The organism is Streptomyces phaeolivaceus (assembly GCF_009184865.1).
GTDB lineage: Bacteria > Actinomycetota > Actinomycetes > Streptomycetales > Streptomycetaceae > Streptomyces > Streptomyces phaeolivaceus.
Map to the genome: position 1 here is coordinate 5,195,514 of NZ_CP045096.1, position 26,004 is coordinate 5,221,517.

Annotated in this window: 19 protein-coding genes and 2 pseudogenes; 13 read left to right on the plus strand and 8 right to left on the minus strand. The window is 69.8% G+C overall.

Going from position 1 to position 26,004, the window contains the following annotated elements; genetic code table 11:
* Positions 1-2: 2 nt before the first annotated feature.
* The 5 genes and pseudogenes from F9278_RS24515 to F9278_RS24530 all read left to right on the plus strand — a co-directional run.
* Positions 3-1,091 (plus strand): annotated as a pseudogene (locus F9278_RS24515) (transposase); the annotation flags it as partial.
* Complete coding sequence (locus tag F9278_RS24520) at positions 1,088-2,206, plus strand: AAA family ATPase (protein WP_152170247.1); 1,119 nt, start codon at positions 1,088-1,090, stop codon at positions 2,204-2,206. The pseudogene F9278_RS24515 and the gene F9278_RS24520, both read left to right, overlap by 4 nt.
* Positions 2,203-2,640 (plus strand): annotated as a pseudogene (locus F9278_RS48765) (TniQ family protein); the annotation flags it as partial. The gene F9278_RS24520 and the pseudogene F9278_RS48765, both read left to right, overlap by 4 nt.
* A gap of 279 nt (positions 2,641-2,919) precedes the next feature.
* Positions 2,920-3,237, plus strand: coding sequence for a hypothetical protein (locus F9278_RS47300; RefSeq protein ID WP_226967404.1), 318 nt, complete (start codon positions 2,920-2,922; stop codon positions 3,235-3,237).
* Positions 3,238-3,334: 97 nt separating this feature from the next.
* On the plus strand, positions 3,335-4,999 hold the full coding sequence (locus tag F9278_RS24530) for an IS1182 family transposase (protein ID WP_193241490.1): 1,665 nt from the start codon (positions 3,335-3,337) through the stop codon (positions 4,997-4,999).
* A gap of 103 nt (positions 5,000-5,102) precedes the next feature.
* On the opposite strand, the gene F9278_RS24535 is transcribed toward F9278_RS24530, so the two are convergent.
* The 3 genes from F9278_RS24535 to F9278_RS24545 all read right to left on the minus strand — a co-directional run bounded on the left by F9278_RS24535 (position 5,103) and on the right by F9278_RS24545 (position 8,749).
* Complete coding sequence (locus F9278_RS24535) at positions 5,103-5,342, minus strand: DUF6458 family protein (RefSeq protein WP_152170249.1); 240 nt, start codon at positions 5,340-5,342, stop codon at positions 5,103-5,105.
* Positions 5,343-5,465: 123 nt separating this feature from the next.
* On the minus strand, positions 5,466-6,764 hold the full coding sequence (locus tag F9278_RS24540) for a M18 family aminopeptidase (protein ID WP_152170250.1): 1,299 nt from the start codon (positions 6,762-6,764) through the stop codon (positions 5,466-5,468).
* Positions 6,765-6,907: 143 nt separating this feature from the next.
* A complete protein-coding gene (locus F9278_RS24545; RefSeq protein WP_152170251.1) occupies positions 6,908-8,749 on the minus strand; it encodes an acyl-CoA dehydrogenase in 1,842 nt (613 codons plus the stop codon).
* A gap of 149 nt (positions 8,750-8,898) precedes the next feature.
* Here F9278_RS24545 and F9278_RS24550 point away from each other — a divergent pair, with 149 nt between their 5' ends.
* The 3 genes from F9278_RS24550 to F9278_RS24560 all read left to right on the plus strand — a co-directional run bounded on the left by F9278_RS24550 (position 8,899) and on the right by F9278_RS24560 (position 12,595).
* Positions 8,899-9,393, plus strand: a complete 495-nt coding sequence (locus F9278_RS24550; protein WP_152170252.1) for an SseB family protein — start codon at positions 8,899-8,901, stop codon at positions 9,391-9,393.
* A gap of 324 nt (positions 9,394-9,717) precedes the next feature.
* Positions 9,718-10,689 (plus strand): pirin family protein, encoded by a 972-nt coding sequence (locus F9278_RS24555; protein WP_152170253.1) that lies wholly within the window; start codon positions 9,718-9,720, stop codon positions 10,687-10,689.
* Positions 10,690-11,119: 430 nt separating this feature from the next.
* Positions 11,120-12,595: a hypothetical protein gene (locus tag F9278_RS24560; RefSeq protein ID WP_152170254.1), complete on the plus strand. Its 1,476-nt coding sequence runs from the start codon at positions 11,120-11,122 to the stop codon at positions 12,593-12,595.
* 177 nt (positions 12,596-12,772) lie between these two features.
* On the opposite strand, the gene F9278_RS48215 is transcribed toward F9278_RS24560, so the two are convergent.
* Positions 12,773-13,687: a BRO-N domain-containing protein gene (locus F9278_RS48215; protein WP_152170255.1), complete on the minus strand. Its 915-nt coding sequence runs from the start codon at positions 13,685-13,687 to the stop codon at positions 12,773-12,775.
* 184 nt (positions 13,688-13,871) lie between these two features.
* Here F9278_RS48215 and F9278_RS24570 point away from each other — a divergent pair, with 184 nt between their 5' ends.
* On the plus strand, positions 13,872-14,918 hold the full coding sequence (locus F9278_RS24570; RefSeq protein ID WP_152170256.1) for an AI-2E family transporter: 1,047 nt from the start codon (positions 13,872-13,874) through the stop codon (positions 14,916-14,918).
* Between the two features lie 34 nt (positions 14,919-14,952).
* Here the strand turns inward: F9278_RS24570 and F9278_RS24575 are convergent, their stop codons facing one another.
* Complete coding sequence (locus F9278_RS24575) at positions 14,953-17,604, minus strand: SpoIIE family protein phosphatase (protein WP_226966905.1); 2,652 nt, start codon at positions 17,602-17,604, stop codon at positions 14,953-14,955.
* Between the two features lie 339 nt (positions 17,605-17,943).
* On the opposite strand from F9278_RS24575, the gene aspS reads away from it, so the two are divergent.
* From aspS to F9278_RS24590, 3 genes are all read left to right on the plus strand, one after another.
* Positions 17,944-19,707, plus strand: a complete 1,764-nt coding sequence (gene aspS / locus F9278_RS24580) for an aspartate--tRNA ligase (protein WP_152170257.1) — start codon at positions 17,944-17,946, stop codon at positions 19,705-19,707.
* A gap of 134 nt (positions 19,708-19,841) precedes the next feature.
* Positions 19,842-20,765: an intradiol ring-cleavage dioxygenase gene (locus F9278_RS24585; RefSeq protein ID WP_152170258.1), complete on the plus strand. Its 924-nt coding sequence runs from the start codon at positions 19,842-19,844 to the stop codon at positions 20,763-20,765.
* A 185-nt stretch (positions 20,766-20,950) separates the two neighbouring features.
* A complete protein-coding gene (locus F9278_RS24590; protein ID WP_152170259.1) occupies positions 20,951-21,928 on the plus strand; it encodes an intradiol ring-cleavage dioxygenase in 978 nt (325 codons plus the stop codon).
* 640 nt (positions 21,929-22,568) lie between these two features.
* Here the strand turns inward: F9278_RS24590 and F9278_RS24600 are convergent.
* Positions 22,569-23,177 (minus strand): O-methyltransferase, encoded by a 609-nt coding sequence (locus tag F9278_RS24600; RefSeq protein ID WP_152170260.1) that lies wholly within the window; start codon positions 23,175-23,177, stop codon positions 22,569-22,571.
* A gap of 83 nt (positions 23,178-23,260) precedes the next feature.
* Between F9278_RS24600 and F9278_RS24605 the strand changes: the two genes are divergently transcribed.
* On the plus strand, positions 23,261-23,965 hold the full coding sequence (locus F9278_RS24605; RefSeq protein WP_226966906.1) for a GOLPH3/VPS74 family protein: 705 nt from the start codon (positions 23,261-23,263) through the stop codon (positions 23,963-23,965).
* Between the two features lie 85 nt (positions 23,966-24,050).
* Here F9278_RS24605 and F9278_RS24610 read toward each other — a convergent pair whose 3' ends face one another.
* On the minus strand, positions 24,051-24,812 hold the full coding sequence (locus F9278_RS24610) for a hypothetical protein (RefSeq protein WP_226966908.1): 762 nt from the start codon (positions 24,810-24,812) through the stop codon (positions 24,051-24,053).
* Positions 24,813-24,886: 74 nt separating this feature from the next.
* A complete protein-coding gene (locus F9278_RS24615) occupies positions 24,887-25,480 on the minus strand; it encodes a pathogenesis-related family 1 protein (RefSeq protein ID WP_226966909.1) in 594 nt (197 codons plus the stop codon).
* Positions 25,481-26,004 lie beyond the last annotated feature (524 nt).

Here is a 26,004-nt window from a genome sequence, read left to right on the forward strand (position 1 = left end):
CCGGCTGGGGACGCACCGTCCTCGTCGATGTCGAGGGCGCCACCGGGCCGGGGCTCGCCTCGCCGCCCCTGGTTCCCGAGACGCTGGTGGTCGATCACGGCAAGGTCTACGTCTCCGAGCATCTGACGAGTGTCTGCCGTCGGATAGGCATTTCGATCCAACCAGCGAGGCTGCGAACGGGCCGGGACAAAGGGCCGGTGGAGCGCTATTTCCGCACGCTGCGCGAGGGCCTGCTGCAGGCCCTGCCCGGCTACAAAGGTCCCGACATCCACTCCCGTGGCGAGAGCCCGGAAGACGACGCGTTCTTCTTCCTCGACGAGTTGGAGGCGATCATCCGGGAGTGGACCGCGACGGTCTACCACAGCCGGCCGCACTCCAGTCTGGTCGATCCAGGCATGCCGGGGCTGCGGATGTCCCCGGCGAAGATGTTCGAGCACGGGATGGCCAGGGCCGGCTACATCGAGGTCCCCCGCGACCGGGACCTCGCCTTCGAGTTCCTGAAGACCGAGTGGCGCACGATCCAGCATTACGGCGTGGAGATCGGCCACCGTCGCTACAGCGGCCCGGGCCTGCCCGATCCCGGGATCCGCAGTCCCTACGACGGCCTGGTGAAGAACGGCTGGCCGTTCCAGGTCGACCCCGACGACATCACTCGCATCTACTTCCGCGACTCTGGTCGTCACTGGCAGACGTTGACCTGGGAGCACGCGCCGTCGGCGCGGATGCCGCTGAGCGAGGACGCGCTGGCCTTCGCCCGGAAGCTGGCCGCCGTGAAATACCGCTACCCCGACGACCGGCTCGCCGTCGCCGACCTGCTGGAACGCTGGAACCTCGGGCTGGGCACCACACTCGCCGAACGGCGCATGGCCCTGCGGCTCTCGCGTGAACAGGCCGCCATCGACCTCCCCGACACCGAGCAGGAGGCGGTCGTTTCTCTTCCGTCGGTACGCGAAGCCCTGGGCCACGACGACGGACCGTCAGAGGCCGAAGCCCGGGAGCCGGTGGCTGAGACGGGCGATGACGACGAGGCCGACCTCGAAGACCTCGCCCAGGAGAGCGACTTCTACGCGGACGCCCTGGAGGACGTGTGACTACGGCCAGTCTGCCGAACCTGGGAAACCTGGCGCTGTCGCGGAAGGAAGACTTCAAAGTGTTCGCCGAGGCTGCCTGCCGCGACCAGCCCCCGGTGCTGAACCGGACTCAGTTGAACGCCTTGAGTGAACCGGCAAGAGCCGATTACGACCGTCGGCGGCGTGAGTGGCACGCGAACCTCGGACCGATCAAGACACCTCAACTGGCCGAACTGCACAGTGACTTGTGGGACATCGTCGACAGCAACCAGCAGGACGGGGACAAAGCCAAGGGAGCAGTGGCCGTCGACGCCTTCCCGGGTCTGGGCAAGACCACTTCGGTGCTGGCCTTCGCGCGTAAGTTCCACCGCAGGGAGATCGCCGAACAGGGAGAGTTCACTGCGGCCGGCCATGAGCGCTGGCCCGTCTGCAGGGTCGGGCTCACGGGCAACACCGGTATGAAGGATCTCAACCGGTCCCTGGTGGAGTTCTTCGGCCACCCCGGCCGTATCCGCGGAACCACCGCTCAGCTCGGGCAGCAGGCCCTGGACTGCGTTCTGTCCTGTGAGGTCCGTGTCCTGGTACTCGACGACCTGCACTTCTTGAAGTGGGGCAAGACGAACGGCATCGAGGTCAGCAACCACCTCAAGTGGATCGCCAACGAGTTCCCCGTGACCCTGGTGATGATCGGCGTCGGTCTCGCCGGGAAAGGTCTGTTCAGCGAGGGGGACAAGCAGAGCGATTCCGCCCTGGCCCAGACGGGCCGTCGCACCACCCGCCTGGGCATGCCTCCCTTCGCCATCAAGACCGAGAAGGGACGGCAGGCCTGGCGGCAGATGCTGCTGACCCTCGAACAGCGCGTTGTTCTCGCGGACAAGTACCCCGGCATGCTCGCCGACGACCTGTCCGACGACCTCTTCGCCCGCAGCACCGGGCACATCGGATCGCTTATGACGCTGATCAACCGCGGCTGCCAGCGCGCCGTCCGCAGCGGCGCCGAATGCCTCAGCCGCGATCTGCTCGCCGGAGTGAAGAACGACGAGGCATCCGAAAACGCCCGCCAGGAGCTCGAAGCCGCCCTGCAGACAGGACGCCTGACCAGCCGCCCTCAGACTGGCCGCGGGAAAGCGGCATGACGGCCGCACCGAGGACACTGCCACTCAGACTGCAGCCTGCTGAAGGAGAAGCTCTCGATTCCTGGCTGGAAGCCCTGGCCCACCGGCATCACAGCCCCCTTGGGAACCTGCTGGAGGCTCTTGGTCTGCCTTCGCCCAAAGGTCAGCAAGCTCCGCGGTGCTCCAGCCCAACGGAGCGGACGATCAAGCTGAGGCCGCATGAGATTTCGTCCATCGCGCACGCGACGGGTGTCGAGCCAGCGCGGATCGCTCGCATGACGCTCGCCCATTTCCACGGGAGGGCCCTCCTTTTGAGGGAGCGCCAGCCCCGCGTCAACCGCCACATTCTATGGGGCCGTGCCTCAGGATCACGATTCTGCCCGGACTGCCTTGCCTCCTCCGGCGGGAGGTGGCAACTGACCTGGCGCCTCGGATGGTCCTTCGCCTGCGTCCACCACCTGCGGCTCCTCGCTGACGCCTGTCCCTGCTGCGGCAACACGCAACGAGACCGGCCCCATCAGCGCACGGAGATCCCCCACCCCGGACGCTGCCGAAGAGCCGGGAATTGTGAACCGGATGATCGCCGTTCAGCCCTCTGCGGTCACGACCTCACCGACGTCTCCACGCTCACACTGCCTGCCGGGCACTTCGCGCTGCGAGCGCAGACTCTGATCCTGGACGCGATCACCTCCGGAGCCGCCCAGTTCGGCGTCTACGCGAGGTCACCTCAACCAGTGGCCGTCGCTCTGGCCGACGTCCGTACGGTCGCGAGCCGACTCCTGGCCACCGCCAACTCCGAAGAACTGTCGTCCGTAGTCCCTGGGGACCTGATCGACGAGCACCTGTCCGTTCCCCGCGGACGCCGCATGGCGCTCAAACGACCAGGTTTCATGGCACCGTCCACCGCGGTCAGCACCGCCGTCGCGATCACAGCAGTCCTGAAAGCCCTGAGTGAACCGGACATCCAGCAGGCCGGCAGCATCATGCGTGACCTCCTCCGGGCGATGGAACGAGAAGACCGGGCAGTTACCGCGAGCGACATCTACCACTGAGCGACTCTGTCGGGAATCTTGAGGATGGGCAGTTAACGATCGTGACGTTGCGTCAGGCTCGTTGGAACGTTCCGCCCTCGTTCCCCAGGAGCCCGATGTGTCCCTCCAGCCTCACTCCGGAGCCGAGATCCCGCCGCTGACCGCCCGGGTTGCCCGCGCGGCCAACCCCAAAGGCACCACCGCGATGTGGATCCGCGACCGCCTCGACGGCCTCTGGAGCGACGAGGACTTCACCGCCTGGTACCCGCGTGACGGCCGACCTGGGCTCTCACCCGCCCAACTCGCCACCGTCTGCGTGCTGCAGTACGCGATGAACCTCTCCGACCGCCAGGCCGCCGAGGCAGTGCGCTGCCGAATCGACTTCAAGTACGCCCTCGGCCTGGACCTGGACGATCCCGGCTTCCACCACAGCGTCCTGTCCGACTTCCGCGACCGGCTCGCCGAAGGCGACCGCGCCGACCGGCTACTGGGCCTCGCACTCACCCGGATCCGACGGGCCGGCCTGCTCAAAGGGCGGGTCACGCAGCGCACCGACTCCACCCACGTCCTGTCCGCCGCACGGGAGCTGACCCGCCTGGAGCTGGCGTGCGAGGCGGTCCGCGCCGTGCTGGAAGAGGCGGCCCGCGACGCGCCAGAGGTGCTGGACGAGCTGGTCACCGCCGAATGGGCCCAACGCTACGGCCGGCCGGTTCGCCTGTGCTCCCAGCCCAGCCACCCCGTCGCCCGCCTGGAGCAGGTGGGCAACGACGCCCGCGAACTGCTGTACCGTCTCGACGCCCGGTTCCCCGGCGGCGCTCCGGCGCAGGCGAACGTGCTCCGAACGATCCTGGTGCAGCACTTCTTGGTGGATGCCAAGGGGCGGTTCAGGCCGCGCACGAAACGCGACGGCCAGCCGCCCTCCCGAGTCCGAATCGAATCCCCGTACGAGACCGAGGCCCGCTGCACCATGCGCGGTGACACACGCTGGACCGGCTACCTCGTGCACCTGACCGAGACCTGCGACGACAAGCGGGTCAACATCATCACCGACGTGGCCACGGCCGTCTCCAGCGCGGACAGCCAGGCGCTGCCCGGCATCCACGCCCGCCTCAGGCGACGGCGTCTACTGCCGAATCGGCACTTGGTCGACGGCGGCTACACCTCCGTGGCCGGCATGGACGAAGCCGCCCGCCTGCACCGCGTCACCCTGATCGGGCCGCTTCCGCCCAGCACCACCCCGCAGCACCGGGCAGGGGACGGCTTCGGCCGGGAGAACTTCATCATCGACTTCGACCAGCGCGAGGTGACCTGCCCCAACGGGCAGGTCAGCGGCAACTGGCAGGACCTGCCGACAGTCGAGCCGACCAAGGTCACAGTCCGGTTCGACGCCCGCCAGTGCGGCCGCTGCCCCGAGCGGGCCAAGTGCACTCCGGGCCGGTTTCGCAGCCTGTACTTCCCGACACGGCGCCTGTACGAACTCCAGGTCAAGAACCGGGCCGATCAGCAGGATGCGGACTGGCGCCGGCTCTACAGGCGGCGCTCGGGGGCCGAGGGCACCATCGAGGAGTTCGCGGACGGCCACCGCGGACGCCGGTGCCGCTACCGCGGCCTGGCCAAGACGCACGTCCAGCACGTCCTGACCGCACTCGCGATCAACATCGAGCGGCTGAGCCTTCAAGAACCCGCCGACAGCTCGTACCGGCCCCGCCCTCCCACAGCATTCCAGCAGTACCTCGACGCACGCGACTTACCCCGGCCGCTGTGGTGGCGCCAAGGGAAGTGACGCCCGTCCTCAAGATCCCCGACAGAGTCGCTCACTGCCCACTGCCCACTGCCCACTGCCCGCAGTCCGCCAGACGGGGGTTTCGCCAAGTGGGGTGAGGGGCCTAGTACCCCTGGTACCCACCCCGCTGCTGGCCGTTCTCGTCGACGATCTGAGTGGTGGGGGGCGGTACCACGACCCGCCTCCGCTTGGCGATGCTGCTGAACGTCGCGACGCCGATGAGTCCGACGATCATGAAGATGATGCCGACCAGGTCGAGGTTGACGCCCTGCATGTCCCAGTCGGTGGCGAACGTGAGGATGGCCCCCACCGCGATCAGAATGATGCACCCGCCCAGGCCCATGAGTGTTCCCTCCCAGTGTCCGGTTGGGTCGGCCGGTCGTTCCGGTCGTTCGGTCCTACCGGTGGCTACCGGGTACCCGGAGGGGCCGTTCAGTAACAGCAGTTGAGGGTCGGGCCCTACGGGTCAGCCCTCCAGGAAGGACACCAGGGCGTTCGCGAGGAGGTAGGGGTCCTTCGCGCCGCACAGCTCGCGGACGCTGTGCATCGAGAGGATGGCGACGCCGATGTCGACGGTGCGGATGCCGTGCCGGGCGGCGGTGATGGGGCCGATGGTGGTGCCGCAGGGCATGGAGTTGTTGGAGACGAACGTCTGGAAGGGCACGCCGGCCTTCTCGCAGGCGGCGGCGAAGACGGCACGGCCCGAACCGTCCGTGGCGTAGCGGTTGTTGACGTTGACCTTGAGGATCGGGCCGGCGTCCGCGCGGGGGTGGTGCGTCGGGTCGTGGCGCTCCGCGTAGTTGGGGTGGACGGCGTGCCCGGTGTCGGAGGAGAGACAGACCGAGCCGGCGAGGGCACGGGCACGGTCCTCGTAGGAGCCGCCGCGGGCGAGGACCGAGCGCTCCAGCACCCCGCCGAGCAGCGGGCCGTCCGCACCGGTGTCGGACTGGGAGCCGTTCTCCTCGTGGTCGAAGGCGGCGAGGACGGGGATGTACGGAAGGTCGTCACCGGAGGTGGCGACCGAGGCGAGTGCGGCCGTACCGGCGTGCACGGAGAGGAGGTTGTCCATGCGGGGACCGGCGAGCAGTTCGTTGTCGCGGCCCAGATAGGCGGGCGGTTCGACGGAGTGGGTCATCAGGTCCCAGCCGGTGACCTCGCCCTTGGGGAGACCCGACTCCTCCTCCAGGAAGGCGATCAGATCGCCGTCGCGGACGTCGTCGCCGAGGCCCCAGACGGGCTGGAGATGACGCTGCTTGTCGAGCTTGAGGCCGTCGGAGGTGACGTTGCGGTCGAGGTGGATGGCGAGTTGGGGGACGCGCAGGAGGGGTCTGTCGACGTTGACGAGACGGCTGCCGCCGTCGCGCAGGGAGAGCCGGCCGGCGATACCGAGGTCGCGGTCGAGCCAGGAGTTCAGCAGCGGGCCGCCGTAGATCTCGACGGCGATCTGGCGCCAGCCGTGGGCGCCGCTGTCGGGGCGGGGTTTGACCCGCAGATTGGGGGAGTCGGTGTGGGCACCGACGATACGGAAGGGGGTGTGGGGGTGAGCGCCCTCCGGCACGTACCAGGCGATGATCGCGCCGCCGCGCAGCACGTACCGGCCGCCCAGCGATCCGTCCCACGCGTCGGTCTCCGAGAGCTGCCGGAAGCCTGCCTTCTCCAGCCGTTCCGCGGCGCTCGCCACCGCGTGGTACGGGGTGGGGCTGCTCGCCAGAAAGGTCATGAGGTCGTCGGTGTGGCCGCGATCGAAGCGTGGGGGTGTGCGCATGGGGTTCACCTTAACGACGTACGAGAGCCCACTCCGGGGGATGGGAGCGGGCCCTCGTGGTGAGCGTGTGGAGGAAGGGACGCCGGACGGACGGGCAGGGTCCGTCCGGCGCCACGACCGGGGTGCGGCCGGAAAAGGGGTGTCTAGAACGCCGCCTCGTCCAGCTCCATCAGGTCCAGGTCGACGCCCTCGGAGATCTTGCGGGCGAGGGTGACGCCCGGGAGGACGTTGGCCGCGAAGAACTTCGCCGCCGCGATCTTGCCGGTGTAGAAGGCCACATCCTTGGCGGACACAGCCTTCGCGGAGGCGGTCTCCAGCTTCTCGGCGGCGACGGCGGCGCCCTTGAGGAGCAGGTAGCCGACGACCACGTCACCGGAGGCCAGCAGCAGACGGGTGGTGTTGAGGCCCACCTTGTAGATGTTCTTGACGTCCTGCTCGGTGGCGGCCAGGTCGGTGAGGAGGAGACCGACGATGGCCTCCAGCTCGACGGCGGCCTTGGCGAGGTGCTCGCGGGCGCCGTCCAGCTGCTCGCCGCCCTCGCCGAGCGCCAGGAACTTCTTGATCTCCTCGGCGAGGGTGTTCAGCGCGGCGCCCTGGTTGCGGACGATCTTCCGGAAGAAGAAGTCCTGGCCCTGGATCGCGGTGGTGCCCTCGTACAGGGTGTCGATCTTGGCGTCGCGGATGTACTGCTCGATCGGGTACTCCTGGAGGAACCCGGAGCCGCCGAAGGTCTGCAGCGACTGGGCGAGCTGCTCGTAGCCCTTCTCGGAGCCGTAGCCCTTGACGATGGGCAGGAGCAGGTCGTTCAGGGCCTCCAGGGCGGAGATGTCCTCGCCCGCGGCCTCCTTGACCTGGATCTCGTCCTGGATGGAGGCCGTGTAGAGGACGAGGGCGCGCATGCCCTCCGCGTACGCCTTCTGCGTCATCAGCGAGCGGCGGACGTCGGGGTGGTGGGTGATGGTGACCTTGGGGGCGGTCTTGTCCATGAAGTTCGCCAGGTCGGTGCCCTGGACGCGCTCCTTGGCGTACTCCAGCGCGTTCAGGTAGCCCGTGGACAGCGTGGAGATCGCCTTCGTGCCGACCATCATCCGGGCGAACTCGATGATGCGGAACATCTGGCGGATGCCGTCGTGCTTGTCGCCGATCAGCCAGCCCTTGGCCGGGTGGCGGTCGCCGAAGGTCATCTCGCACGTGTTGGAGGCCTTGAGGCCCATCTTGTGCTCGACGTTGGTGGCGTAGGCGCCGTTGCGCATCCCCAGCTCGCCGGTCTCGAAGTCGAAGAGGTACTTCGGGACGAGGAAGAGGGAGAGGCCCTTGGTGCCGGGGCCGTGGCCCTCGGGGCGGGCGAGGACGTAGTGGAGGATGTTCTCCTCCATGTCGTGCTCACCGGAGGTGATGAACCGCTTCACGCCCTCGATGTGCCAGGAGCCGTCCTCCTGCTGGATGGCCTTGGTGCGGCCGGCGCCGACGTCCGAGCCGGCGTCCGGCTCGGTGAGGACCATGGTGGAGCCCCAGGTCTTCTCGACGGCGATCCGGGCGATCTTCTTCTGGACGTCGTTGCCCTCGTCGTAGAGGATCCCGGCGAACGCCGGACCGGAGGCGTACATCCACACGGCCGGGTTCGCGCCGAGCAGCAGCTCCGCGTACGACCAGATCAGGGAGCGCGGGGCGGTGGTGCCGCCGATCTCCTCGGGCAGGCCGAGCCGCCAGTACTCGGAGTCCATGAAGGCCTTGTAGCTCTTCTTGAAGGAGGCCGGCACCGGAGCGGTGTTGGTCTCCGGGTCGAAGACCGGGGGGTTGCGGTCGGCGTCGACGAAGGACTCGGCCAGCTCGTTCTCGGCGAGACGGGCCAGCTCCTCCAGGATGCTCTTGGCGGTGTCCGTGTCCATCTCCGCGAACGGGCCGGTGCCGTACAGCTTGTCGCGCCCGAGCACCTCGAAGAGGTTGAACTCGATGTCGCGGAGATTCGACTTGTAGTGCCCCATGGCGACGGCTCCGTAAGAGGGATCGGCGAGGCACTGGATCCTCGCGCTGGTTCACGTACCAACAAGTAGCTTGTATGTCGATGATGCTACCCATCAGTAATAAGAAGCAACCCCGAGCGGTCCATCTGTGACTCGTTACGCTTTGCCGCATGTACGGCTACGACCAGAGCGCCGGCCCTCAGCAGCAGTACGCCCCGCCGCCGCAGCAGCAGATGTCCGGGCAGATGCCCGGCGGCCAGATGGGGGGCGGCTACGGGCAGCAGGCACCCCTGTACCCGGAGCCGTCCCCGCCCTCCCTCGCGGACGCGGTGCGGGCCTTCACCACCGGGCAGCTGGCGGCGGAGGACTTCCAGCAGGTCTTCGCCACCTCCAAGGTGTACTGCCCGCGCGGTGACAACCCCGGGTTCCTGGCGCTGCACAACACGCAGCAGCCGGTGATCCCGATGTTCACCTCGCTCAAGGAGCTCCGCCGGTACGCAGGCAAGGAGTCCAAGTACTTCGTGATCACCGGTGCGGAGGTGATCGATCTGCTGCCGACCGGGTACGGCTTCGTCCTCGACATGGAGGGGGAGCACCGGATGGTGTTCGACGCGAAGGCGGTGGAGCAGATGGTGGAGTTCGCGATGCGGCGGATGTATGGCTAGACGCCATTGCTTCGCGGACGGGTGACTCCGTCGGTCGGGCCGGGTTCGGGTTCGGGGCGGGGGGTCGCGGTTCGTCGCGGGCTGCGGGTCTGTGGGGGTTGTTCGCGCAGTTCCCCGCGCCCCTTGGGTGGGCTGCGGCTGGGCCATGTGGGTTTGCTGAACCGTTTCTTCCGGTCTCTTGGGTCCCCTACTGTCGCCGCTGGCCTCTGTGGCCGGCGGCGTTCTGTTGCCCGGGTCGTTAGGGAATGGGATGCGGGCTGTGTGTGTTGGGCCTGGCAGAAAGTTCAATAATCAACTAAACTGAGCGCACAAGGAGGTACCGACATGCCTGCAGTGACCGTCGAGAACCCGCTGATCCTGCCCCGTGTCGCCGCACCGACCGACGCGGTGGCCCGTCCGGTGCTCACCGTGACGACCGCGCCCAGTGGTTTCGAGGGCGAGGGCTTCCCGGTCCGCCGTGCGTTCGCCGGGATCAACTACCGCCACCTCGACCCGTTCATCATGATGGACCAGATGGGCGAGGTGGACTACGCGCCGGGAGAGCCGAAGGGCACCCCCTGGCACCCCCACCGAGGCTTCGAGACCGTCACCTACATCATCGACGGGGTCTTCGACCACCAGGACAGCCACGGTGGTGGCGGCACCATCACCAACGGCGACACCCAGTGGATGACTGCCGGCTCGGGTCTGCTGCACATCGAGGCGCCGCCGGAGTCCCTCGTCGTGTCCGGTGGTCTCTTCCACGGCATCCAGCTGTGGGTGAACCTGCCGGCCCGCGACAAGATGATGGCCCCCAAGTACCAGGACATCCGCGGCGGCCAGGTCCAGCTGCTCACCACCCCGGACGGCGGCGCGCTGCTCCGCGTCATCGCCGGTGAGCTGGACGGCCACGAGGGGCCGGGGGTCACCCACACCCCGATCACCCTGCTGCACGCGACCGTCGCTGCGGGCGCGGAGATCACCCTGCCGTGGCGCGAGGACTTCAACGCCCTGGCGTACGTGCTGGCCGGGCGCGGCAGCGTCGGTGTGGACCGGCGCCCGATCCACCTCGGTCAGACGGCCGTCTTCGGCGCGGGCTCCTCGATCACCTTCCGCGCGGAGGAGCAGCAGGACTCCCATGCGCCCGACCTGGAGATCGTGCTCCTCGGCGGACAGCCGATCCGTGAGCCCATGGCCCACTACGGCCCGTTCGTGATGAACACCCGCGACGAGCTGCAGCAGGCGTTCGAGGACTTCCAGAAGGGGCGGCTGGGCACGATCCCGGCGGTTCACGGGATGACCGCCGAAGGGTTGTAGTCCCGGGAGGAAGCTCGAAAAGGCCCCGTCCGCATGTGGACGGGGCCTTTTCTTGCGGTAAACGCGGTAAATGTGGTGCACCTTCTCCAATCGGGCTTCTGGATTTCTCCGGGTTGCCTCGCTTTCGGGTGATCATGCCCACCCTGGAATTACTGGATGGGTTCATTCCCCGCGCGTAGATTCTGGCGTGTCCGCTCGATTCGGCCGGCTTGCGAAACGGGTGGCGCTCAGGGGGATACCGGCACGTCAGGCCCCGCGTTGGCCGACGGCCAGGGCGTGATTCGGCGTGCCCGTCGCCCCGCCGTACGAAGCTGCGAAGCAGGGGAACGGGGAGAGAGAAAATGGGCGCGGTGCTTGACGGGTGAATGCGCTGCCGGCACAGGGAATTCGGTCGGTCGGGCTGCGGAGACCGCCGGTCTGGTCTATTCCGATGGTGTGGACCCTCGTTCTCGGTCTGTGGGGAATGTCCCGGCAGAACAGCGTGTGGCGGGACGAGGCGGCGACCTGGCAGGTGGCGCGACGGTCGGCCGCCGAGATCTGGCATCTGCTGGGGCAGGTCGATGTCGTACACGGGTTCTACTACCTGCTGATGCACGGTCTCTTCGAGCGTTTCGGGCCCGGCACGACGACGCTGCGGCTGCCCTCGGTGCTGGCCATGGCGGTGGCGGCCGTCTGTGTGACGGTCGTCGGACGCCGGCTGGCCGGGGTCTGGGCCGGGCTGGGTGGCGGACTGGGGTTCGGGTTGCTGCCGGCCGTGCAGTTCCAGATGCAGGAGGGCCGTCCGTACGCGCTGATAGCGGCGGGCGCGGGAATCTCGACGCTGGTACTGGTGACCGTGCTCCAGCGAGAGGGAGAGGGAGAAGCGGAAGGGGAAGGGGAGGAGGAAGGAGAGCGGGACGGGAGGCGGGAGTGGGGTTCGGAGCGGTGGGGGCGGGGTGGCCGAGGGGCGCATTGGGTCGCGTACGGGAGTGCGGTCCTGGTGTGTGCGCTGCTGAACTGGCTGTCGCTACTGATTCTGCCCGCGCATGCGGCGACCCTGCTGTGGACGCGGGCCTCGCGAGCGACCTGGGTGCGCTGGGGCGGGGCCTCGGCGGTCGCCACGGCGGGTGTCCTGCCGTTGATCCTGTTCAGCCGGCGGCAGTCCGGCCAGGTCTCCTGGATACCGCCGCTGACCTGGCACATGCTGATCGGCCCGGCGGTCCTTCTGGCGATCGGCGCGCTGGGAGCGGTGCTCGACCGGTCACGGGCGGGGCGGCTGTCGGTGACGGCCGTCGGACTGCCGCTGCTGGCGGTGCCGCAGCTCGGGCTGCTCGGTCTCTCGCTGGTCCACCCCTTGTTCCTGGAGCGGTACGTCCTCTTCGGCATGCTGGGGCTGGCGCTCCTGGTCGGGGCGGCGCTGGACGCGGCGGTGCGGGGCGTCCGGCCACGGTTTCCACGGGCGGCGTCGTGGTTCGTTCCGGTGGTGGTCGCCGTCGCGGTGGTGGCGCTGTTGCCGCATTCGCTGGCCAAACGGTCCCCCGCCAGCCGGATCGACGACGTCCTGGCGACCGCCGTCGACGTGCGACGCCTGAAGCAGCCCGGCGACGCGGTGCTCTTCGCGCCGTCCGCCCGGCGCGACACCGCGCTGGTCTCCCCCGACGACTTCGCGGGGTTGCGGGACATCGCGCTGGCGCGGAGTCCGGCGGAGTCCGGGACGCTGAAGGGGGTGGAGTCGGACGCGGCCCGGATACGAGCCGCGATGCTCGCGGAGCGGCGGATCCTGCTGGTCACCGATACCCCTGGTGCGGGCCGGTCGCCGTCCGGGGTGAGGGACAGGGTGAAGGCCGCCGTGCTGGAGGAGCACTTCACGGTGGTGGCGGAGGAGCGGGGGCACGGGCGGCGGGTGCTCGTGTACGAGCGGCGATGAGCGGGCGGGGAGTCGTTGAATTCCGGTACGGTACGGCCGGGCCCGAAGCCGCAACTTGGATTTGCGACTTCGGGCCCGGCCTATGTGAGCCGCTTCGTCACGGCGTCAGTGCGTGACCGCGTGACCGCGTGACCGCGTGACCGCGTGACCGCGTGACCGCGTGACCGCGTGACCGCGTCACGGCAGGACGAAAACCGGTGCGCTGTCGACCGTGCGGCCTGCCGGGCGGACGCAGCCCTGTTCGAACAGCAGCTCCATGCAGTGGCGTACGCGCTCCTGCGACAGCCCCGTACGGGTCGCGATCTCCTCGACCCGGTAGGCGGCGCCTCCGTGGAGCAGCGCCGGTGCCAGATAGGCCGCCACGGTGTGGACGTCGTCGGTGACGACGAGGTTCTTCGCCTTCCAGTTGGCGAGGAGCTGCCGGGGTGTCAGCTCCGGCGCCGGGGAGGGGCGAGGACTGTCGGCCGGGTGCCTGAGAGCCTGGGCGATGTCCCGGAGGCTCCGGCTGATGTCCCTCAGGAGATCGTTGCGCACCTCCTGGAACGCAGTCAGCATCTCGTCCGCCCGGATGTTCCGCTCTTCCAGCCGGACGATGGCGTCGGCCACCTGTGGGGGCATGGCGTAGGCCGTGGTGCCGGTGGGGGTGGGTTGTACGGGGGACGGTTCGAGGGAGTAGGAGCCGTCGCGCTGGATGGTGGCGATGACTTCGGAGACCCAGGTTTTGAAGGGGGTGCACTCGGGTTTGGAGCAACCGTTGACGAGTGCGATGAGCCCGCGCAGGTTCACCATCTTCATCGACCTTTGCAGCCTGTGATCTGCAAGTTTGCGTGAGGTGTCTGTTGTATAGACGCCTTGTGCAATCTCATTCAGCCGCTTTGCGCAATCCGGTGCAACGTGCCAGATGAGCGCTTGACGCGTGTTCGCGTAGCCGAGGTCCGTGGCCACGTCCGCCGCTACGAACCAGTGCTCGCCGTCCGGGGTCGTCAGCCTTCGGATGCGTGCTCCCGTCGCCGCGAAGACGAAGTCGTTGATGTCGATCGCGTCCTGGTGTGCCGTCGGTTCTTCCGGCGGCGTGTTGTTCTGCTCGTGCATCGAGCATCACCTCCGCTTCGGAAGCCAGGCAGAGGGGGGTGCAACTCGTGTCCGTGGCAAGGATGTTCACTCGATGGGGGACAGGGCATCGATTCTGCGGTCGTCGTACGCCGTTTGAGGTCGGGTCACCCGGGCGGGGTGTCATCCCGTGGCAGGGGTGTTCGGGGCGTGGTCCGCTGGGGGTGTGCAGTTGCTCCCCGAACCCGTGCGGCGTGTGGCCGCGTGGTGTGCCGTCGTGCTGCTGGTGGCCGGGGTCGGGTATGTCGGGGTCCGCCTGTGCGTGGAGTTCCGGACGGCGGTGACGCCGGTGCTGCTCGCGCTGCTGGGGACCGCGCTGCTCGGGCCGTTGCACCGGAGGCTGGTGAAGGCGCGGGTGCATCGGTCGGTGGCGGCGGGGCTCACGTGCGTGGCCGTGGTCGGGGTGGTCGGCGGGGCCGTGTACATCGTGGTCGCGGCGCTCATCGAGACCGGCGATCAGATCATCGCCTCGCTGCGGAACGCGGCCGGGGATCTGACCTCGCGCTTCGGGGCGGCGGGGACCTCGCTGGACGATCTGGCCGCCAACGCGAAGGAGTTGCTCAGCAGGTTCGGGGGGACGGCGGCGTCCAACGTCATCAGCGGGGTGAGCGTCGTCGGGGAGGCCCTCGCCATGGCCGTACTCGCGCTGTTCCTCGTCTTCTTCTTCCTGCGGGACTCCCACCGGGCCGTGGACGTGATCCGGGCGCTGTCGCCGCGTGGGGGAGCGGACATGGTCGAGGCGATCGCGCGGCGGGCCTACGAGGGGGTCGAGGGCTTCATGCGCGGTACGACACTGATCGCGCTCATCGACGCGGTGTGCATCACGGTGGGGCTGTTGGTGCTGGATGTGCCGGGGGCGGTCGGGCTCGGCGCGCTGGTGTTCGTGGGGGCGTACATCCCCTATCTCGGGGCGTTCGTCTCGGGGGCGGTGGCCGTGCTGGTCGCGCTCGCGGACCGGGGGGTCGCGATCGCGTTGTGGGTGCTGGGGGTGGTGCTCGCCGTGCAGGTGCTGGAGGGGCATGTGCTGACGCCGGTCATCCAGAGCCGGACCGTGCAGATGCATCCGGCGGTGGTGATGCTCGCGATCACGGCTGGGGCTTCGGTGGCCGGGGTCCTCGGCATGTTGCTGGCGGTGCCGCTGACGGCGGCGGCGTTCGGGGTGGTGCATGAGCTGAGGGGGCGGTACGGGGCGGAGGGGGACGGGGATGGGTGAGGCGGTCGGGGACCGTGTCCCGCGCGGGGCGTGGTCAGCTCGGTAGCCGTCCGTCCGAGCCGTCCGGCGGTGTGGTCTCGTGCAGTTCGAACCAGATGCTCTTGCCGTCGCCCCGGGGGTCCACGCCCCAGGCGTCCGCGAGCATGTCCATGAGCACGAGGCCGCGGCCGGAGGAGGCGAGTTCGCCGGGGTGGCGTTTGTGGGGCAGGGCGTCGCTCGCGTCGGTGACCTCGACACGCATCCGGCGCCTTCCGCTCTCACCGGTCATCTCGGCGACGAGGAGCGCGTCGGCGTCGGTGTGGACGAGGACGTTGGTGAGCGTCTCGGAGACGAGGAGGACGGCGGAGTCGACCTGGTCGTCGCAGTTCCAGTCGTGGAGGAGTTCGCGTACCTGCTGGCGGGCGCCGGCGATGCGTTCGGGCTCCGCCTGGGCGATGGTCAGGGCGGTACGGCGTACGGGCGGGCGTACGGCCGAGGCGTCGTCGCGGTCGCATCCCTCGCTCTCCCGGCACAGCAGCAGCATCGCTATGTCGTCCTCGCGCCGGTCGGCGAGGGGGCCGGGCGTGTGGTGGGACGAGGGGCCGTGCACCCCCTGGACGAGCGCGTCGGCCAACGCCTCCAGCCGACCCGGCGCGAGACCGACGGGTTCCGGACGGGCCGGGGGGAGGGCGGCCGGCGCGAGCGGGGTCTGCCGGGGGGCCTTCGGCGCGCCGTCACCAGGTGCCGGTTGGCCCGGTTGGCCCGGTGCGAGGTCGCCGGGTTCCGGACGTCTCGGCGTGAGGTCGCCGGGTTCCGAGCCGTTGGGTGTGACGGCCCCACGCTGCGCGGCACCTGCCGCGAGTGTCGGTGTCTCCAGGCGACTCGTGTCCATGTCGACGAGCGGGCCCACGCTGTTCGCCCCGCCGCCGCCGCCGCCGCCGCCACCACCGGCACCGGCACCGCCACCGGCAGCGAGCCTGTCGGCCTCCACCCCGTCGGCGCCCGACCCCTCTCCGCCCAGTCCTTCTCCGCCCAGCCCCTCTCCCTCCAGGCCCTCAACAAGCGACCGCCCCTCCCCCGCCGCAGCCCCGGCCTCGGCCCCGTCGCCCGTTCCCGTGCCCGTCGGCGTCGCCGCCGTCCCCTGTGGGCTCGGGTCGAAGGACTCCAGGATCGTGCGGATGCGGCGCCAGCCGGTGTCGAGGTCGTGGCCGCCGGTTTCGATGAGGCCGTCGGTGCAGAGGAGCATGGTCTCGCCGGGTTCGAGGACCAGACGGGTGGTGGGGTAGTCGGCGTCGGGGTCGATGCCCAGGGGGAGGCCGCCCGGGGTCGGGCGGACGAGGACCGTGCCGTCGGCCATGCGGATCACCGGGTCGGGATGCCCGGCGCGGGCGATGTCGAGCACGCCGGACACCGGGTCGACCTCGACATAGAGGCAGGTCGCGAAGCGCAGGTCGGCCAAGGCGTCCGCGGAGGAGTTCGTGATCCCGTGCAGGAAGCGGGAGGCACGGGAGAGCACCGCGTCCGGGGGATGTCCCTCGGAGGCGTAGGCGCGCAGGGCTATCCGGAGCTGGCCCATCAGGCCGGCGGCGCGTACGTCGTGCCCCTGGACGTCGCCGATGACCAGGGCGAAGCGCCCGCTGGGCAGGGCGATCATGTCGTACCAGTCGCCGCCGACCTGGAGTCCGCCCCCGGTGGGGACGTACCGCGCGGCGACGCTCATCCCGGGTATCTCCGGGCCCAGCGTGGGCAGCATCGTGCGCTGGAGGCCGTCCGTCAGCTCGCGTTCGGTCTCGGCGGCGCCCGCCCGGGAGAGGGCCTGGGCGAGCATGCGGGCGACGGTGGTCAGGACCGAGCGCTCGTCGGGGGTGAAGGTGACGGGATGGGTGAAGCCCGCCATCCACGCGCCCATCGTGCGGCCGGCGACGGTCAGCGGCAGGAACGCCCAGGACTGGCGGTTGAACTGTTCCGCGAGCGGCCAGGCCGTGGGGTAGCGCGCCTTGTAGCCCTCGGGGGAGGAGAGATAGACGGCCCGGCCGGTGCGGACCACCTCGGCGGCCGGGTAGTCCGTCTCCAGCGGCATATGGGTGAAGGGGCCCTCGGCGCCCTGGTTGTGCCCGTGGTGTCCGATGACGGTGAGGCGGTCGGCCTCCACCCCGAAGACCGCGAGTCCGTCCGGTGAGAAGCCGGGCATCGCCAGGCCCGCCGCGACCCGCAGCACCTCCGCCGTGGACCGTGCCTCGGCCAGCGCCCGGCCCGCGTCCAGCAGGAACGCCTCGCGCGAGCGCCGCCAGTCGCCGGTGACGGACGGGGCGCGGGCGGCGGTCGCCGGTGAGGGCTCGGCGACCTCCTGGATGGTGCCGATCAGCTCGAAGGACTTGTGCACCGGGTCGAAGGTCGGCTTGGAACGGCTACGGACCGTGCGGAGCACCCGGCCCCGGTCGTCCATGACCCGGATCCGTACCTCGGCCAGGGTGTCCTCGGCGACGGCGAGCTGCACGACCGAGACGATCTCGTTCCAGTCGACGGGGTGCAGCCGGGCCCGTGCCCCGGCCTGGGTGAGCGTCGTCGGTTCCGTGGGCAGACCCAGGAGCCGGGCGGCCTCGGCGTCCAGGGTGACGGTTCCGGCAGCGCTGTCCCAGGTCCACAGTCCCGTCGCTAGGGCGGACAGGACGTCCCCCACAGTGGGCGGGGGCTCACCAGTGCGCATTGACCCACTCTAAGAACAGCTGATCGGACCGTGCCACCGAAGCCGTACCGGACACCGAGCGGGGCCGGAGGCCATGACGAACAACCACGACCGGCGGCGGCAACGGAGGTGACGACAATCGACGCTAGCGACAGTAACCGCTTACGGTCCTGCCCATGGCTATGACCGTGCGTATCCGGTCAGGGTTGCGTTCGCCGCTGGGGAGAGGGCCGGTCCGACAGTGGTAAATGGTGGGGTGGTGATCTCGGGGTGCCCGGTACCCTTGGCGTTGTTTCACGTGAAACATCGGCCAGATTCCCTACCCCACATCCCCGATCAGCGAAGGCTGGATGAACGACGATGCATCGGTACAGGTCCCACACCTGCGGCGAGCTCCGCGCCTCTGACGTCGGCACCGACGTCCGGCTGAGCGGCTGGCTGCACAATCGGCGCGACCTGGGCGGCATCCTCTTCATCGATCTCCGCGATCACCACGGCATCACGCAGCTGGTGGCCCGTCCGGGCACCCCGGCGTACGAGGCGCTGGACAAGATCTCCAAGGAGTCGACCGTCCGCGTCGACGGCAAGGTCGTCTCGCGCGGCGCCGAGAACATCAACCCGGACCTGCCCTCCGGCGAGGTCGAGGTCGAGGTCGGCGAGGTCGAGCTGCTCGGCGCCGCCGCCCCGCTGCCCTTCACGATCAACGCCGAGGACGGCGTCAACGAGGAGCGGCGCCTGGAGTACCGCTTCCTCGACCTGCGCCGTGAGCGCATGCACCGCAACATCATGCTGCGTACGGCCGTGATCAGCGCCATCCGTCACAAGATGACGGCGCTCGGCTTCAACGAGATGGCGACCCCGATCCTGTCCGCCACCTCCCCCGAGGGCGCCCGCGACTTCGTCGTGCCCTCGCGCCTCAACCCGGGCAAGTTCTACGCCCTCCCCCAGGCCCCGCAGCAGTTCAAGCAGCTGCTGATGATCTCGGGCTTCGACCGGTACTTCCAGATCGCGCCCTGCTTCCGCGACGAGGACGCGCGCGCGGACCGCTCGCCGGGCGAGTTCTACCAGCTCGACGTCGAGATGAGCTTCGTGGAGCAGGAGGACGTCTTCCAGCCCATCGAGAAGCTCATGACCGAGCTGTTCGAGGAGTTCGGGGGCGGTCGTCACGTCACCTCGCCCTTCCCGCGCATCCCGTTCCGCGAGGCGATGCTCAAGTACGGCTCGGACAAGCCGGATCTGCGGGCCCAGCTGGAGCTGGTGGACATCACCGATGTCTTCGAGGGCTCGGAGTTCAAGGCGTTCGCCGGCAAGCACGTCCGCGCGCTCGCCGTGCCGGACGTCTCCGCCCAGCCGCGCAAGTTCTTCGACCAGCTCGGCGAGTACGCGATCGAGCAGGGCGCCAAGGGTCTGGCCTGGGTGCGTGTCGCCGAGGACGGTTCGCTGTCCGGCCCGATCGCCAAGTTCCTCACCGAGGAGAACGTCGCCGAGCTGACCAAGCGGCTCTCCCTTGCCGCCGGTCACGCCGTCTTCTTCGGCGCGGGCGAGTTCGAGGATGTCTCGAAGATCATGGGCGCGGTGCGGGTCGAGGCCGCCAAGCGCGCCGGGCACTTCGAGGAGGGCGTCTTCCGGTTCTGCTGGATCGTCGACTTCCCGATGTACGAGAAGGACGAGGAGACCGGGAAGCTCGACTTCTCGCACAACCCGTTCTCCATGCCGCAGGGCGGTCTGGAGGCCCTGGAGACCCAGGACCCGCTGGACATCCTCGGCTGGCAGTACGACATCGTCTGCAACGGCGTCGAGCTGTCCTCCGGCGCGATCCGGAACCACGAGCCCGAGATCATGCTCAAGGCCTTCGAGATCGCGGGCTATGAGCGGGACACCGTCGAGGAGCAGTTCGCGGGCATGCTGCGCGCGTTCCGCTTCGGCGCTCCGCCGCACGGCGGTATCGCCCCCGGCGTCGACCGCATCGTCATGCTGCTCGCCGACGAGCCCAACATCCGCGAGACCATCGCCTTCCCGCTCAACGGCAACGCCCAGGACCTGATGATGGGCGCGCCGACGGAGCTGGAGGAGGCGCGGCTGCGCGAGCTGCACCTGTCGGTGCGGAAGCCGCAGCCGAAGTAAGGCAAGCCTGAACAAGCGCTTTCCCGGAAAGGGACCTGAAATCGTCCGTCGATTTCAGGTCCCTTTCGTGTGTGCGGGGAAAAGAGGACCTTTTCTCAGCTCGTTGACAGGCTTCATATCTAACTTCCCGGCGCATGACAGCCAATCAACAGGGTCGAGATGTGACGCGGCGCAAGGTCGTCGTGGTCGGTGCGGGTGCTGCCGCGGCGGTGGGTCTGGGCGGCGCGATGGCGGCGAACGCCTTCGCGGGTGAACAGGGGAGAAAACGGGGTGGTCCCGCTCCTGTCCCGGAGGAGTGCTATCTGCTGACTTCGGAGACCACCGAGGGCCCGTACTACATCGACGCGGACAAGCTCCGCCGGGACGTCACCGAGGACCGGGAGGGCATCCCGCTCCTGCTCCGGCTCAAGGTGATCGACAACGAGACCTGCCGGCCCGTCCGCGACGCCGCCGTCGACATCTGGCACTGCGACGCGGTCGGCGTCTACTCCGGCTACGAGGACATGGGCAACGGCGGAGGCGGTGGCGGCCCCGCCCCGACCGGCCCGCCCCCGGGCGGCGACCTCTCCGGCCCGCCCCCGGGCGGCGGCCACCAGGAGCCGACCGACGACACCCGCTATCTGCGCGGCACATGGCGCACCGACCGGCAGGGCTTCGTCACGTTCAAGACCGTCTTCCCGGGCTGGTACCTGGGCCGCTGTGTGCACATCCATGTGAAGGTGCACGTCAACGGTGAGTGGACGGACGCCGGTTACGAGGGCGGCACCACCTGCCACACCGGCCAGTTCTTCTTCGACGAGGAGTCCGTCCTCGCCTCCGCGGTCGTGGAGCCGTACGTGTCCAACACGGACGACCGTACGACGCTCGACGAGGACACCATCTACGACGGCAGCGGCACCCAGGGCGGGCTGCTGAAGCTCCGTTACGACAAGCGGGACATCGCCAAGGGCGTCCGGGCCTCGCTCACGGTCGGCGTCGACCCGGAGGCGACCAACGACGGGACGGGGACGCCGCCGCAGCCGAGCGCCTCGGCCTCGCCGTCGGCCTCCGCGAGCTAGGACGACCGGCCCCGGGCCGCGGCGTAAGTCAGGTAAGGCTATCCAGAGTTTTACCGAATAGGGGCCTGAAATAGACGGCGATTTCGGGCCCCTTTTCCCTGCGCATGGGAATCTCCACGGGAATGCGGGGCAAACCACAGTGCTTTCTTACGGCTTTGACAGTCTGCCTCCCTAATTTCCTGCTCATGACGGGAAACCAGACCGGAAACGAGAACGTGAAGGCCCAGGGGCCGAAGCACAAGCGGGACCTGACGCGCCGCAAGGTCGTCGTGGCGGGCGCGGGCGCCGTGGCCGTGGTCGGTGTGGGCGGAGCGGTCGTGGCGACCGCGAGCGCGGACACGACCAAGAAGAGCGGGGCCGAGCCGCTCGCCTCCACCAGCGCCGGTGAGGAGTGCTACAAGCTCACCTCGGAGACCACCGAGGGCCCGTACTACATCGACGCGGACAAGCTCCGCCAGGACATCACCGAGGACAAGGAGGGCATCCCCCTCACCCTGCGCCTCAAGGTGATCGACAACGAGACCTGCAAGCCGGTCCGCGACGCCGCCGTCGACGTCTGGCACTGCGACGCGCTGGGTCTGTACTCGGGCTACGAGAGCTTCTCCGGCGGCGGTGGCGGCGGCACTCCCCCCACCGACGCCCCCTCGGGCACCCCCACCGACGTGCCGACCGGCGAGCCCCCGGCCGGTGGCGGCGGTGGCGGCGGGCACGAGGAGCCGACCAGCGACACCCGCTATCTGCGCGGCACCTGGAAGACCGACCGGCAGGGCTTCGTCACCTTCAAGACGATCTTCCCGGGCTGGTACCAGGGCCGCTGTGCGCACATCCATGTGAAGGTGCACGTCAACGGTGAGTGGACGGACGCCGGTTACGAGGGCGGCACCACCTGCCACACCGGCCAGTTCTTCTTCGACGAGGAGTCCGTCCTCGCGTCCGCAGAGGTCGAGCCGTACTCGACGTCCACGACCGAGCGCACCACCCTCGACGAGGACACGATCTACGACCAGAGCGGCGCCCAGGGCGGGCTGCTCAAGCTGAAGTACAAGAAGAACGACATCGCCAAGGGCGTCGTCGGCTCCCTCACGGTCGGCGTCGACCCGGACGCCACGAACACCGGCACGGACGACGCGGCCCAGCCGAGCACTTCGGCCTCGGCGAGCTGACGGACGGTCGCGCACGGTCCGCCACGAGGCCCGGAACCCCTCCCTCTTGGGTTCCGGGCCTTTTGGTGTGCGCCGGGCGCCGCGCCGGGTACCCGCTGGGGAAGTCATCAGCGGACGCACAGGTTTCTCGTCGGACGATCACAGCGGGAGGCGGTGTGATGGGACGTACAGGGTGAGAAACCCGTACGGGTCTTAGGGGTTGTACGGGGCGTAAGGGTTGTCGTGGTCGTAAGGGAACGCTGGAGGAGGCCATGAAGCTGGCCGTGCTGGTGGCAGTGCTGCTGATCGTCGGGGCGGTGGTCGCGATCGTCGCGCAGCGGCGGTCCGTGGCCGAGCCCGGTCCGTCGTCCGACCTGGACGCGGAGGCCGACGCCAACCGCTGGGTGGTGCGGCTGGGCGGCAGCCTGGCCGGTATCGACGTACGGGCGCAGGCCGGGGCGGGCGGCAGCGCCGCCGAGTCCCTGACCGACGCCACCGAACGCCTCCGCACCGCCCGCGCCCAGCTGAACCGGGCCCGCACACCCGACGAGTACGCGCGGGTCACGCGGACGGCGGTCGAGGGGCTGCGCCATGTGCACGCGGCCCGTACGGCGCTGGGCATGGAGCCGGGCACGGGTCCGGGGAGGCCGGGCGGGGACGGTCAGCTCGCGGTGCCGGTGGTGGTGCCGCCGGTCCGTACGGCGATCAGCAGCCCGCTCGACCAGGTCAGCCGGGTCGTCCGGAAGTCCGAGCGGCCCTCCAGAACGGCGAGCAGATCGGTCACCGCCGCCTCGTGACCCTCAGGCCGGCCGGGGGCGGGTGTCAGGTCGTCGACGAGGTATGTGCCGCCGGCTGCCACCAGGTCCAGGGCGGCGGCGAGATGGGTGAACTTGCCGGGCCAGGTGTCCGCGAAGACCAGGTCGAAGGGGGCGCCGTCGTACTCCTCCAGCCAGCGTCCGCCGTCCCCGGTGACGAAGGCGACCCGTTCGTCGTCGCCGAACCGCTTGCGGGCGACGGCCTGGACGGAGTCGTCCAGCTCGACGGTGACCAGGGTCGCCGTCTCGTCCATCCCGTCGAGGAGCCAGGCGGTGCCCTCGCCGACACCGGTACCGAGTTCGAGGATCCGGCCTCCGGGGCGGCCGGCGGCGAGCGTGGCGAGCAGACTGCCGGTGCGGGGTTCGCACGACATGGTGAACCCGGCGGCGCGGGCCTCCTGCTGCAACTCGGTGAGGGAGGTGGGGAGTTGACTGAGCCTGGGAAAGTCGTCCATGGGGGGGATTCTGGGAGCGCGGGGGCGGCGGCCTCAACCGGATTGTTCGGAACCGGTGGCTTCCGGCCCACGTCGTATTGATCATGACCATGTCGCCCGGTGCCACGCCCGCCCCCGCCCCCGTTCCCGCACCCGTTCCCGCCCCCGCCCCCGCCCCCGTTCCCGCACCCGCGACGCTCGGCGAGGAGATCCTCCTTCTCTCCCTCGACGACACCACGGGTGAGGCCCGGCTCCCGCTGCGGACGCCCTACGCGATCGCGGCGGCGGCCCTGCTGGAGCGGTCGCTGTCCGGCGACGCCGACGGCTCCGGCGACGCCGACGGCTCCGCCGACGCGGTCCTCCCGGAGGACGCCGGGAAGTGGATCCACGCGCACAGCACCCGGGAGTACGAGACCGCGCTGCGGGGCGTGCTGGACAAGGGCCTGATCCGTGCGGAGAAGCGCCGTGTCCTGCTGGTCTTCCGCACGACCCGCTACCCGGAGGCCGACGGCACCGTGGAGTCCGCGTTGCGTGGGCGGCTGGCGGAGGTGGTGCTGAAGGGCGTCGAACCGGACCCCCGCACCGCCGCCCTGATCTCCCTCCTCCACCACGGCGACCTGCACACCCTCGCCTTCCCGGACGCCGACTCCGACGACTCCCCGGCGAGGCGGCGGATGGCCGAGATCGCCGAGCGCCACTGGGCCGACCCCGCGCTGCGCCGGATGGCCGAGACCGCGGCGGCCACGGCGGCGGCCCTGACGGCGGCGTCGATGGTGACGACGGTGGTCATCATCACGGCGGTGACCTGAACGCCACGCCTGCGCCTGAGCTCGTATCGGTGCCGGTGCCGGTGCCGGTGCCGGTGCCGGTGCCGGTGCCGGGGTCGGCGTCCGCTCACTCGGTGTCCTCCTCCGGCGGGGACGCCAACGCCTCCTCCTCCAGGAGGCGTTCGGCGATGTCGTCGGCCCAGGTCTGGGCCCAGCGGCGGAGCCCGAGGACGGCCTCGGCGTCCAGGCCGTGGCGGGTGAACTCCCGGTCGTCGAGCCACTCGGTGCCCTCCAGACGGGACTGGAGGTCGGTGAGGTCGAAGGTGCCGGACGTGGCGGAGGTGTGGCGGCGGGCCAGTTCCTCCAGTTCGGCGACGGTCCGGTGGGCGCCGGCCGCGTGCACGGCGATCAGGTCGCGGGCCTCGCCCCGGTCGGCCACCGCCCGCACCTTGGTGCCGACCACGTCCTCCAGGGAGAGCGTGGGACCGAGCGCGGTCTCCACCGGCGGGTGCCAGAGGGTCTCCTTCAGCAGGTCGAGGGTGCGTTCCTCGGCCGTCGTGGGGTCGGCGACGAGGAGACGGGCGGAGAGCGGGGCCGTCTCCGCCGGGCGCACCAGCCAGCCGCGCTCCGTCAGACCGGCCCGGACCGCGGCGGCGATCCGCTCCATCGGGGCGGCGTGCTCCGTCGCCACCTCCAGGTCCCGGCCCGGCGGGCTCGCCTCGACCAGTCCGTGCGCCTGCGCCGCGAGGTCGCCGGTGAGGGCGAGACCGTAGGGGGCGCCGACGGCCAGCACGTCGGCGAGGAGATGACGGAGCTGGTCCGGGAGGAGCCGGTCGGGGAGGTGCTGGTCCGGGAGGAGCGGACGGTGCCGGTCGGGGAGGTCGCTCATGGACGGATTATCACGGCCCCGGAGGTGGTTCCCCCGCCTTTCCCGGGCCGTACGGCCGTGGGCGCACCGGCCCGTCAGTACGGGCGTCGCCCCAGCCAGTTCCCCGGGGGATCGAAGTTGGCGACCACGTACGTCCAGCCGTCCCCGCACCTGGCCTTGGCCGCGCCGACGCGGGTCGAGGAGCGCCAGACCAGCTGGGTGTAGTGCAGGCACTCCCGGCCGTTGACACAGGCGTTGGCGGGGCGGTCGTAGTCGGGCTTCTCGTCGAGCCACAGACGGGCCGCGTCCGCCAGGGAGTAGCGGGGGTTCGACCCCTTGGCCAGGTTCTCGCCGTACCGGCTGTTCGAGTGAACGAGTTCGCAGTCGGCGACCCGTACCCTCGCCCAGGACCGGGCGTGCTCGGCGACGGACTCGTCCCAGACCAGCGGGGGGACGCCGACGTCGGCCCGTGCCTTGTTGACGACCGTCAGGAAGCCGCTGATCTCCGGCTTCCGCACGGGCCGCATGACCGGCGCGGTCGGTACGGCGCCGGTCACCCCGGCCGCCGTCGCCGTGACCGCCTCCACGACCGTGGGCCGGGGACCGACCGCCTGCGCCGCCCCCGGAGCGAGCGCCAACGTCGCCGCCGCGGTCGCCGCGGCCATCGTCCGCGCCCTGTCCCGTCGCACCACTCGTTCCTCCTTCTGCTCCAACTTCCTTACTGGCGCTGCTACTTGTAGGCCAGGAAGGGGGTGGGCCGGGGGCGGCGGGAGCACCTGCCACCCCATCGGGGGAATCGGGGCGGTTCCAGGTTTCGCGCCGGAGTGATCCGCCCGACTCGACGACGCCGACGTACCGTTCGCCGCGTGTCGCCTGCGGCCACTCCACCACGACCGACGGCCGGCCGCCCGCCGAGACGGTCCGTTCGGCCGAGGTGACCGTGGGCGTGCCGGCCGGCTCGGTGGCCCGTCGGCCGGTGAGGCGGGTGGCGAGCCGTTGAACCAGATCCCCCGTCGAAGTCGGCGTGGTTCACCCGTCGTTGGCTCCGAGAACTTCTCAAGTTCAGTTAAGGGAAGGCAAGGCAAGGCAAGCTCAAAGGTCGACCCTCGATTGTCTTTTGACATGGACCAGACCCTTCTCGTGGTCGCCGATCTGGCCGCCATCTCCGTGCTGACCTTCGCGGTCTACTTCCCGCGCCACCCACCGCCGGGAC

Coding starts and splice junctions, on each gene's coding strand:
- F9278_RS24560 (WP_152170254.1), top strand. CDS start 11,120: ATGGTGTGGACCCTCGTTCTCGGTCTGTGGGGAATGTCCCGGCAGAAC.
- F9278_RS24590 (WP_152170259.1), top strand. CDS start 20,951: ATGACGGGAAACCAGACCGGAAACGAGAACGTGAAGGCCCAGGGGCCG.
- F9278_RS48215 (WP_152170255.1), bottom strand. CDS start 13,687: ATGCACGAGCAGAACAACACGCCGCCGGAAGAACCGACGGCACACCAG.
- F9278_RS24540 (WP_152170250.1), bottom strand. CDS start 6,764: ATGCGCACACCCCCACGCTTCGATCGCGGCCACACCGACGACCTCATG.
- F9278_RS24605 (WP_226966906.1), top strand. CDS start 23,261: ATGACCATGTCGCCCGGTGCCACGCCCGCCCCCGCCCCCGTTCCCGCA.
- F9278_RS24550 (WP_152170252.1), top strand. CDS start 8,899: ATGTACGGCTACGACCAGAGCGCCGGCCCTCAGCAGCAGTACGCCCCG.
- F9278_RS24610 (WP_226966908.1), bottom strand. CDS start 24,812: ATGAGCGACCTCCCCGACCGGCACCGTCCGCTCCTCCCGGACCAGCAC.
- F9278_RS24535 (WP_152170249.1), bottom strand. CDS start 5,342: ATGGGCCTGGGCGGGTGCATCATTCTGATCGCGGTGGGGGCCATCCTC.
- F9278_RS24600 (WP_152170260.1), bottom strand. CDS start 23,177: ATGGACGACTTTCCCAGGCTCAGTCAACTCCCCACCTCCCTCACCGAG.
- F9278_RS24575 (WP_226966905.1), bottom strand. CDS start 17,604: ATGCGCACTGGTGAGCCCCCGCCCACTGTGGGGGACGTCCTGTCCGCC.
- F9278_RS24585 (WP_152170258.1), top strand. CDS start 19,842: ATGACAGCCAATCAACAGGGTCGAGATGTGACGCGGCGCAAGGTCGTC.
- F9278_RS24555 (WP_152170253.1), top strand. CDS start 9,718: ATGCCTGCAGTGACCGTCGAGAACCCGCTGATCCTGCCCCGTGTCGCC.
- aspS (WP_152170257.1), top strand. CDS start 17,944: ATGCATCGGTACAGGTCCCACACCTGCGGCGAGCTCCGCGCCTCTGAC.
- F9278_RS24545 (WP_152170251.1), bottom strand. CDS start 8,749: ATGGGGCACTACAAGTCGAATCTCCGCGACATCGAGTTCAACCTCTTC.